Annotated in this window: 8 protein-coding genes; 5 read left to right on the plus strand and 3 right to left on the minus strand. The window is 58.0% G+C overall.

The window, feature by feature from the left end; genetic code table 11:
• Positions 1-59 precede the first annotated feature (59 nt).
• Positions 60-506: a YhcH/YjgK/YiaL family protein gene (locus tag AABZ39_00030; GenBank protein MEK6793133.1), complete on the minus strand. Its 447-nt coding sequence runs from the start codon at positions 504-506 to the stop codon at positions 60-62.
• A gap of 15 nt (positions 507-521) precedes the next feature.
• On the minus strand, positions 522-2,036 hold the full coding sequence (locus tag AABZ39_00035) for an NADH-quinone oxidoreductase subunit M (protein ID MEK6793134.1): 1,515 nt from the start codon (positions 2,034-2,036) through the stop codon (positions 522-524).
• Positions 2,037-2,161: 125 nt separating this feature from the next.
• On the opposite strand from AABZ39_00035, the gene AABZ39_00040 reads away from it, so the two are divergent.
• The 5 genes from AABZ39_00040 (at position 2,162) to AABZ39_00060 (ending at position 9,008) form a co-directional block, all read left to right on the plus strand.
• The gene (locus AABZ39_00040; GenBank protein ID MEK6793135.1) at positions 2,162-3,517 is read left to right on the plus strand and encodes a nucleoside transporter C-terminal domain-containing protein; all 1,356 of its coding nucleotides are present in this window, start codon (positions 2,162-2,164) and stop codon (positions 3,515-3,517) included.
• A gap of 10 nt (positions 3,518-3,527) precedes the next feature.
• Positions 3,528-4,952, plus strand: coding sequence for a hypothetical protein (locus tag AABZ39_00045; GenBank protein ID MEK6793136.1), 1,425 nt, complete (start codon positions 3,528-3,530; stop codon positions 4,950-4,952).
• 8 nt (positions 4,953-4,960) lie between these two features.
• Complete coding sequence (locus tag AABZ39_00050) at positions 4,961-5,779, plus strand: AraC family transcriptional regulator (protein MEK6793137.1); 819 nt, start codon at positions 4,961-4,963, stop codon at positions 5,777-5,779.
• A gap of 45 nt (positions 5,780-5,824) precedes the next feature.
• Positions 5,825-7,381, plus strand: coding sequence for a bacillithiol biosynthesis cysteine-adding enzyme BshC (bshC, locus tag AABZ39_00055; protein MEK6793138.1), 1,557 nt, complete (start codon positions 5,825-5,827; stop codon positions 7,379-7,381).
• Between the two features lie 301 nt (positions 7,382-7,682).
• Positions 7,683-9,008, plus strand: a complete 1,326-nt coding sequence (locus tag AABZ39_00060) for an ATP-dependent 6-phosphofructokinase (protein MEK6793139.1) — start codon at positions 7,683-7,685, stop codon at positions 9,006-9,008.
• Positions 9,009-9,080: 72 nt separating this feature from the next.
• On the opposite strand, the gene AABZ39_00065 is transcribed toward AABZ39_00060, so the two are convergent.
• Positions 9,081-9,816 (minus strand): glutamine synthetase type III (locus tag AABZ39_00065; GenBank protein ID MEK6793140.1); only part of this gene is annotated, 736 nt, incomplete at its 5' end.

Here is a 9,816-nt window from a genome sequence, read left to right on the forward strand (position 1 = left end):
GCGGAGGGGGAGTGCGGCACGGCGGCTCGGACATGCCTTGAACGATGTTCCGTGCGCGTTTATGAACACTTCACCTTCACCACGCATACGCGTATCTGTGCGGGGGACTCGTACATGCACAGCGGCCGATGCGCATCCTCGGGATAGAATATCGCGACCGTCGCGCCTCCCATGAGAATGCCCGTGCCGACGGGGTGCTCCGTGTATTTTATGACATCGGCGGCCGCATCATACGGCTCCTCTTTGAACGCGCTTCGCGGAAGCCATTCGATGATCTGCCGGCCCTCGAACACGTATTGCACATCGATGTAATTCCTGTGCGTCTCGTAGAAACGCTTTTCGCGCGGTTCGGTCTTCGCGGTCATGATGCGTGCGAACATGTCCTTCCCGTCGATGGGGTATTCGCCGTCACGGGTGCTTGCGTTCACTGTCCGAAGGAAATCGACGGCGTGGGATACTGAAACGCCGTAGCGCGTCGCGAGGTCGTCGATCGTGGATACTATCATCCGGTGCTCCGTGTTTTATTTTGCCGACGGATAGATGGCAAGCATGGTCTTTACGTTCGGCTCGATGAGCTTCATGAGCGGCGACGGGTAGATGCCGATGAAGAACACTATCGCAGCAAGGACGATGAGCGGTGCCGCTTCGCGCAGGGTAAGGTCCTTCATCGCGGTGCGCGTGTCCGGGAGCGGTCCGTATATCGTTTTTCTTACGAGCGTGAGCATATACACTGCGCCGAGTATGACCGCAGGGATAGCGGCGATCGTCGCCCACATGCTGTAGGAGAACAACCCCGCGAGGGAGAGTATTTCCGATACGAACGCGCCGGTGGCCGGCAGCGCTATCGATGCGAGTGCTGCGATGGTCAGGAGTACGGCGAAGAGCGGCATCGGCTTCGCGAGACCGCCGTGACCGTCGATATCGGATGAGCCGGAACGCTCGGTAAGGATGCCGGCGAGTATGAAGAGCATCGCTATCGATATGCCGTGATTGAAGAGCTGGAGTATGCCGCCGGCGGCGCCGATGACGGAAAGCGAGAATATGCCGACCACGGCGAAACCGATATGACTGACGGACGAGTAGGCGAGGAGGCGTTTGATATCCTTCTGCACAAGGGCGATGAGCGCCGCGTAGAGAATGCCCGCGATGCCGAGCGCGATTATGTACGGCTGGAAGAACGAGACCGCGCCCGGGAACAGCGGGAGTACGAATCGCCAGAGACCGTAGCCGCCCATCTTGAGGAGCACGGCGGAAAGGATGACCGTTACGAACACCGGGGATGATGCATACGTGTCCGGCGCCCAGATATGGAGCGGGAAGAGCGCCGTCTTCACCGCGAACGCGATGAAGAATCCGAGGAAGAGGAGTATCTCGAGCGTGAGCAGTTTCCCGCCGGCATTGGCGCGGAGCGTGTTCATCGCCTGCACCGCGTCGGTGAGGGAGAACGATAACACGCCGGTGTTCTGCTGCGAGAGGGAGGCGATGACGATCATCGCGATGAGCATGAATATCGAGCCCGCGAACGTGAAAAGGAAGAATTTAAAGGCTGCCGCCACGCGAGCGCCGCTCCCGAACACGGCTATCAGTATTGCCGCGGGGATGAGCATCGCCTCCCAGAAAATGTAGAAGAGGAACATGTCGGCCGCAGAGAATACGCCGATGACCGCCGATTCGATGATGAGTATCGCAATTGCATAGGCCTTTCTCTGCGTGTCGGGAATTTTCGCCGCTATGGCGCCGAGGAGGAATGTTATCGTCGTGAGCAGTATGAGCACGATGGAGATGCCGTCCGCGCAAAGCGCGAATCGAATGCCGAACAACGGTATCCAGTCGACCGAGAAAGCATACTGCATCCCGGCGGACGCGGCATACCGTACGGGGAGATGGAGCGACATGACGAATTCCATCGCGAACGCTGCTATCATCGCCCCGGTCATCACCGAACGGCGCGACGGCAGGAACGCGATCACGGCCGCCGCGATGAGCGGAAAACCGGTCAGGATGATTAGGATGTACGGATCAACGTTCCAGTTCATGATCTCTCCCGTGACGTGATTTGCCGATTATACAGCAAGCGTCGCTTTCTTCAATAGTCGCAGCGTTTTACATTTTTGCTTCCCTCTTGTATACTGACGGAACGATATCACGCAAGGGCGGACATATGAAACTGCAACCGTACATCTACAATCTGGTGAGCTTGGGCGGCATGGTCGTGCTTCTGGGCACTGCATGGCTCCTGTCGTCATCGAAGAAGAACATCAATTGGCGCGCGCTCGTATGGGGGTTCGCCCTGCAGATGGCGTTCGGCGCGTTCATTTTCCTTTTCCCCCCGGGACGTCAGCTTTTCATTTTCCTGAATGATATCGTCGTTGCGATACTGAATTCATCGCTCGCCGGCGTGCGATTCGTTTTCGGCTGGCTCGCCGCCCCGAACGAAGTGCTCGGCCCCTTGTTCGGGAACATGGTGAAAAGCGGACAGATGAAAGCCGTGCCGAACCTGTTCATCCTGGCCACCCAGAGCTTCCCGACGATAATATTCTTCTCCGCGCTCATGGCGCTCCTCTATTATCTGAAAATAATGCCGCTCATTATCAAGGGCTTTTCCTTCGTGTTCGCGAAACTCATGCGCATATCCGGTGCGGAGTCGGTGGCGACCGCGAGCAATATATTCGTCGGCGTCGAGTCGGCGCTGACGGTAAAGCCGTATCTCGAGGAGATGACGAAGTCCGAACTCGCCCTCGTGCTCACCGCCGGCATGGCGACGATAGCATCGAGCGTGCTCGGGATCTATGTGATGGCGCTTAAGGGAACGTTCCCGAGCATAGCGGGCCATCTCATATCCGCTTCGATACTTTCCGCACCCGCGGCGATAATGATGGCGAAGCTCATGGTGCCTGAGGATGATGCCCCGAAAACCATGGGCAAGGACGTCGAACCGCATTATGAGCGCGACGCCAATGTGTTCGCATCGGTGATAAACGGTGCGAATGACGGGCTTAAGCTTGTGTTCGGCATCGTGGCGCTCCTCATCGCGGTGCTCGGTATCGTCGCCCTCGTGAACCTTACGCTCGGCTTCGGCGTCGGTATCTTCAATAAGATATGTCACACGACGTTCACCTTGGTATTGGACGATATTTTCGGGCTTGTGTTCTATCCGTTCACGCTTGCCATCGGCGTTCCCGTGGAGGACGCGTTCAAGATAGCGCGTGTCATCGGCGAGCGCGTCGTGTCTACCGAGGTGAAATCGTATTCCGATCTGGCCGCGCTCATGGCGAGCGGGTCGCTCAAATACCAGCGTTCAGCCGTGATAGCGTCATACGCGCTCTGCGGCTTCGCGCATATACCGTCCCTTGCGATATTCGTCGGCGGCATTTCAGCGCTCGCCCCGGGGCGCATGAAGGACCTGACATCGATAGCCGCTCGTGCGCTCGTAGCCGCGACCCTTGCCTGCCTTTTCACCGCGTGCATCGCAGGGTTCTTCTTTACGACGACACCGATAGTGCTGCATTTCAAATAGGGAGCAGCTGATGCGTCCATTCGGGGTGTGCCTTATCCTTGCGCTCGCTCTTGCCGGCGCAGTATCAGGAGCGGATACCGCTTTCAAAGACCCCGTTGCCGTATTCCCGTTCCGTGATCCCACCGGGCGGTTCCAGCCCGTGGCGGACAGGATATCCGATTCGCTTGCAGCAGAACTCGCGCGCATAACGAATATCTCGATAGTGCCGCCGCGCACGATAGAAAAGACGCTCACGGACATGGGGGTGCGCTCCACCGCGCTTTCCATCGCCGATATAGCGATGGCGGGGAATGTACACGGCGTCGATCGCGCGATAAGCGGTGTCGTTCATCAGGTGATACGCAGCAGCTCCGTTGACGGGACGATAGCGGTGGTCCGCGTTACCGTTACGTTGACGAGGATAGGCATCGATGAGACGGAAGCGGTGAGCGCGTTCACCGCGAACGCATCGGCCGCGGGGAGCAATGAGACGGCGCGCGATGAAGCGCTCTCCGGTGCCGTTGCGGCGCTCATACCGATGATCGTGAACGGGTTCAAGGAGCATTTCGCCGAACGCATACGCGTTACCGCGGTCGAGGGCGACGTGATACACCTGTCCGCCGGTGCCGATACCGGGATACGTGAGAACTGGCGCTTTCGCATCATCGGTGCGACGAACACGGCGACGAACATGCCGCGCGCCATCGTGCGGAAAGCATCGGTGAAGGTCATATCCGTTACCAACGGCGCGTCCGCCGTCATCATACGCGGGGGCACGGTTGCCGCCGATGATATCGCCGAGCGCATAGCGATGAGCGGTTTTCGTTTCGGCATACGCGGCGGCCTCTGTCAATACGATGTGCGGCCCGGCATTGCGCCGGTCTATGTGAACTATCTGACGAACACCAATGCGATGAACGCTTCGATAGCACCGACGGCGCAGTCTCTCGTCATCGATGCATCGCTCACCTATACGGGATGGGACATCGTTGAGCCTTCCGCGATGCTGAGCTTTTTTCCCGGTAATTTCACCTTCATGACCGCCGTATTCTCCGCGCAGTGCGATATTCGGCTTCCGCTGATACGCGAAACGCTCATGCTCTCCATCCTGCCTTCCATCGGCCTGTCGACGACGTTCGGGAATTTCGGGACGGCGCAGACAGCGATAGCATTGTCCGCGACGAAGAACATCCCGTCGGGACGCGCCATGACCATCAATGGTTTCGGTGCCGGCGCCGTTCTCGGGGTGGGCATCGTGTACGACCAGAATGACAGCATCGGCATATCGGCATACGGCGGGTACCGCTTCTGGACGCAGCTCTCGCCGTGGTATATTTCCGCATTCAATGATGCGAATGAATCGGTGTCGCTTGCCGCAGGCATTCCCGCGGGGGCTATGCCCTCGTTCTCGCTTGCCGGCTGGTTCGCGTCACTTTCGCTTGAGCTGTCGTTCTGACGCCGATCATGACATCAAAGCTTGAATATCTCATCGCACGGATCACCGCGGCGGGCACCTGTGCCGTCGGTATTACCGATCTTGCCAATATCGTTCAGATACCGTCGCTTGCCACGTCCCATACCACGCATTGCGGCGTGCGATGCATGAAGGTGAAGGAAGATCAGGATAATCTGCGCATCTGCCGCGCATACAAACAGCGTAAAATAGAGCGTGCGGTGAAAGGGAAGGAACCGTTCTTCGATATCTGCCCGTTCGGATTGTACGATCATGTAAATCCGGTCGGCAGGGATATGCCGCTCGCCGTCGTGTTCGTAACGTTCATGGGTGGGACCCTTACGCGGCGGGTACGGTCCGTGTCCGAGTTCGATCCTGCCGCGCCGTCCGCATTCCCCGAGAAGAGCGCAATGAGCGCGTTCTCGGATGAAGCGGTGCATGCCGCCGCCGTCATCGCGGATGTCATCGAAAGGAACGCGCCGTCATATGCGCTTGCGAAGGCGCAGCACACGATGCGGAGCAAAGCCTATATCGCCCGGGCCATCATCGCCGAGTATTTCCGTTCACCTATCACGCTCACGACGCTATCCGGCAATATCGGCATCGATAAGTCGGTGCTTGCGCGCACGTTCAAGCGATCTTTTGGGCACACTATACACGATGAGATAGCGCTCTGCCGCATCGCGCATGCGCGCGGTCTCATCGAGCGCGGTGTGAGCATCACCGACGCCGCCTTCGACTCCGGTTTCAGCGATGCGAGCTATTTCTGTAAATTGTTCAGGAAGCATACCGGGATAGCGCCGAAAGACTGGCGCAAGTCACATGGCTGATGCAGAATACATGACTGACATGATGTATGACATAGCGGCGTATCGATGAAGACCGTCATCATCGACCGCTCGCCGTTCGATCCGGCATGGAATGATGGCGCGGCGCGAAAGCGTTTTTTCGGGTACGATCTTGCCGATGGGGCATCGTTCGCAACGCTCATGGATGCGCTGAAGAAGGTCCGTTATGAACCGAGCGCGCTCGCGGCGATACTGGAGAAATATAACGACGATATCGGTGCCGGGGATAGGGCGCGCGAGAACATCCGTGCACTCGCGGGCGGCGGTTTTGCTGTGGTCACCGGACAGCAGCCGTGCCTTCTCGGCGGGCCGCTCTATACGGTATACAAGATCGCGACCGCGATACGCCTTGCGCGAGCGCTTTCCGCTTCGCTCTCGGTGCCGGTGGTGCCGGTGTTCTGGAACGCCTCCAACGATTCGGACGTGAGCGAGGTGGACCACGCGTTCGTATCGCGGCCCGATGGAACGCTCAAGCGATATGCGGCCGATCTCGGGCGACCGCGGCTTCTCTCGTCGATACCATCGAGTGTCGTCCGTGCAGCCGTCGATGAGTTCCTTCATGACAGGAACGAAAATGATAATGCCCCCGTGCTAGCCGAGCTCCTCAGGACCTCCGAGAATGGATTTGCCCGTGATGTTTCATCGTTCTATGTGCGGCTGTTCGCGCCGTTCGGACTTGTCGCTGTCGAGCCGATGCACCTCAACACGCTTGCCCCGGCGTTCTTTGGGACGGCGCTTAACCGTCATGATGCGGTTCGAAGCGCGCTCAGCGAACGGGTGAGCGCATTGGCCGCGCATGGTCTGCCGGTACCGATACGGGATATACCATCGACCACGGTGTTCGGTGTCGAGAACGATATCCGTTCCCGGATATCCATCGATGGCGATGCGATCATTGCCGGCAATGTTCGGCATCCGCTATCACAAGCCCGTGCTTTCGTCGATGCACGGATACAGAACATGACCTGCGATGTCTTCTCACGCATCATGTTCCAGCAGTACGCCATCCCTTCGCTCGCGTATATTGCCGGGCCTTCCGAATTCAATTATCTCGCGGAAGCGGCGTCGTTGTCCGAAGTGTTCGGCATCCCCATGCCGGTGATATACCCGCGTGCAAGCGTAACGCTCCTCGAGGATAAATTCGCCCGCATACAGGCGTCTTTCGGTATGAGCGATGATGCGCTCTTCGGCGGATATGAAGCGTTCAAACCGCATGCCGACAGTGCACTTACATCCATCGTGGAGCGATTCTCCTCTGCATCGGCTGCGTTCGTGAGCGAGATGAACGCGCGTGTCGCGTCCAGGGATGCGGCATTTGAAAGAACGACGGAACAATTCGGCCGCCGGCTCCGCGAGGATGTTGACCGGCTCGCGGAAAAAGCCGAGCGTTCGCTTACGCGTGCCGAGGGTGTCGATACGGCGAATCTTTCACGGCTTCGGGGCTCTGTGCTCCCGCGCGAGGGGTATCAGGAACGCACGCTCGGTATCGCCGAATTCATCCATCGACATGGAATAGGCATCATCGGTGATATCGTCGAGGGAATTACGATCGGGGGCGCAAGTCATCAGCTCTTGCGGCTGTGACCAGGGGAAGTAGCCCGAATTAATATGCAAGTGAAGAAAACCACGGAGGGCACAGAGAATACGAGAGAAATCCAGTGAGAAGACATGTTGGATAATGTACAGCAAGGCTTCACCTTTCGGGTGAAAATGTTCAATTTCCCTTCTATATGCTCTCGGTCTTTTTCTCCGTGACCTCGGTGGTCTCTCTTTTTCCTTATGTGAGGATTTGGGGGTATTATCGGGTTTGATAAATGCTCGGATAATATATATACTGCGGATGACCGCGGAGCGTTCCGGAAAATGACAGACCGAGAGGCAGCCAATGAGCAAATCAAGCTATAGTTTCTCCATCACCCCTGAAGATATGCAGATAGAGCAGCTTGGCGTGCCGCGTATCGATTCGCCGATAGCCCCTCATGTCGGAGGGAATTTCATCGACGACAGCGAACGGGTGCTCTATGATGATGTGATCAACGGCGTTGAAACGATCGATACCGCAGCGCAGGTGAGCATGGAGCGCGCGGGCCCGCGGGGGCATATCTATTTCGATCCCTCAAAAGTGCGTGCGGGCATCGTTACCTGCGGGGGGCTCTGTCCGGGACTGAACGCGGTGATACGTGCTGTCGTGATGGGGTTATGGCATGTGTACGGCGTGCGGCATATCGTCGGCTTCCGGTACGGCTACGAAGGGTTCATCGCCCATCATGGGCACGATATACTCGATCTCAACCCCGATGTCGTCGACGGATGGCAGGACCAGGGCGGTACCAAGCTCGGTTCGTCGCGGGGTGAGCAGGATACGGTGGAGATAGTCGATTGCCTCGAGCGCTTAGGCATATCGCAGCTCTATACCGTCGGCGGTGACGGCACGCTCCGCGGCGCCCGCGTCATCGCTGAAGAGATAGCGAAACGGGGATTGCGCATCGCGGTGATCGGCATACCGAAGACGATAGACAACGATATCCCGTTCATCGATGAGAGTTTCGGCTTTCAGACGGCGGTGAGCGCGGCGGTGCAGTCCCTTGCCTGCGCGCATGTGGAATCGAAGGGCGTGAACAACGGCGTAGGGCTTGTGAAGCTCATGGGTCGTCATTCAGGTTTCATCGCGTGCTATGCTGCGCTGGCCATGAGCGATGTGAATTTCGTTCTTATCCCGGAAGTGCCGTTCACGCTCGAGGGTGAGGATGGTTTCCTTCGGTCGCTCAAACGCCGTCTTGAAACGCGAAAACACGCGGTCGTCGTGATAGCCGAGGGGGCGGGGCAGGACCTCCTGCCGAAGACCGATGCACGCGATGCCTCGGGCAATGTGAAGCTCCAGGATGTCGGCGTGTATCTCCGCGATCAAATGGTAGCGTTCTTCAAGCGGGAGAAATTCGACGGCACGGTGAAATACATCGATCCGTCGTACATCGTACGGTCAGTGGCGCCGAATTCGCATGATAATATCTATTGCCTGCAGCTCGGACACGACGCCGTTCACGCGGCGATGGCGGGCAAGACCGCCATGCTCGTCGGGCGATGGCATGGGCTCAATGTGCATATACCGATACAAAGCATCGCTATCGGGCGAAAGCGTGTCGATCCGGAACGGCCGCTGTGGCGGTCAGTGCTGGAATCGACCGGACAGAACAAGTGGGCCAAAGCGTAGACGCGTGATAAAAAAACACCCCATCCTCACGGCGGCGCCGCGGGGATGGGGTATCGTTCTGTCTGAGCAGTATCAGAGATTGAACAGCATATCGCTGTAATACGGTACCGGCCAGAGGTCTTTCGATACGAGCGACTCAAGCGCGTCGACATCGCTCCGCAACTCAGCGAGCGTCGTTACGACAGTGTCGCGGTACGATTCGGCCTGTTTCACGACATCGGTGACGGACTTCGACCGCTTGGTGTTGTCCTCGAGCTTTTTGAGCTTCGCGTACGCGCTGTCCACGAGAGCGCTCGCGCTTTTGAGCAGATCTGCCGCAGCCTCGGTCTTCACCGCATCGAGGTTCCCCTTCATTTCAGAAAGGAAGGAGAGGGCCGCCGGCAGATACTGACGCCGCACCATCTGCGATGCCGTGTTCGCCTCGATATTGATGTGCTTCGCGTACTGCTCGGTGTATATCTCATAGCGTGAGTGGAGCTCCGCTTTTGCAAGGACCTTATACTTTTCGAAGAGCGCCTCCGATTCCGGTGTGACGAACGCCTTGAGCGCATCGACGCAGTTGCGTACGTTCGGGAGACCGCGCTTGGCGGCCTCGCTGACCCATTCCTCGGAATAATTGTTCCCGTTGAAGATGATGCGCCCGTGCTTGGCCATGACATCCTTGACGTACTTGGCGAGCTCAGCGCTGATGTCGCTCGCTTTCTCAAGGCGGGCGGCGAGCTCGTCGAGCGATTCCGCAGCGATGGTATTGAGCACGACATTCGGTCCCGCGATGGATGCCGATGAGCCGACCATGCGGAATTCGAAT

It is taken from the genome of Spirochaetota bacterium (assembly GCA_038043445.1).
In the GTDB taxonomy this organism is placed as follows: domain Bacteria; phylum Spirochaetota; class Brachyspiria; order Brachyspirales; family JACRPF01; genus JBBTBY01.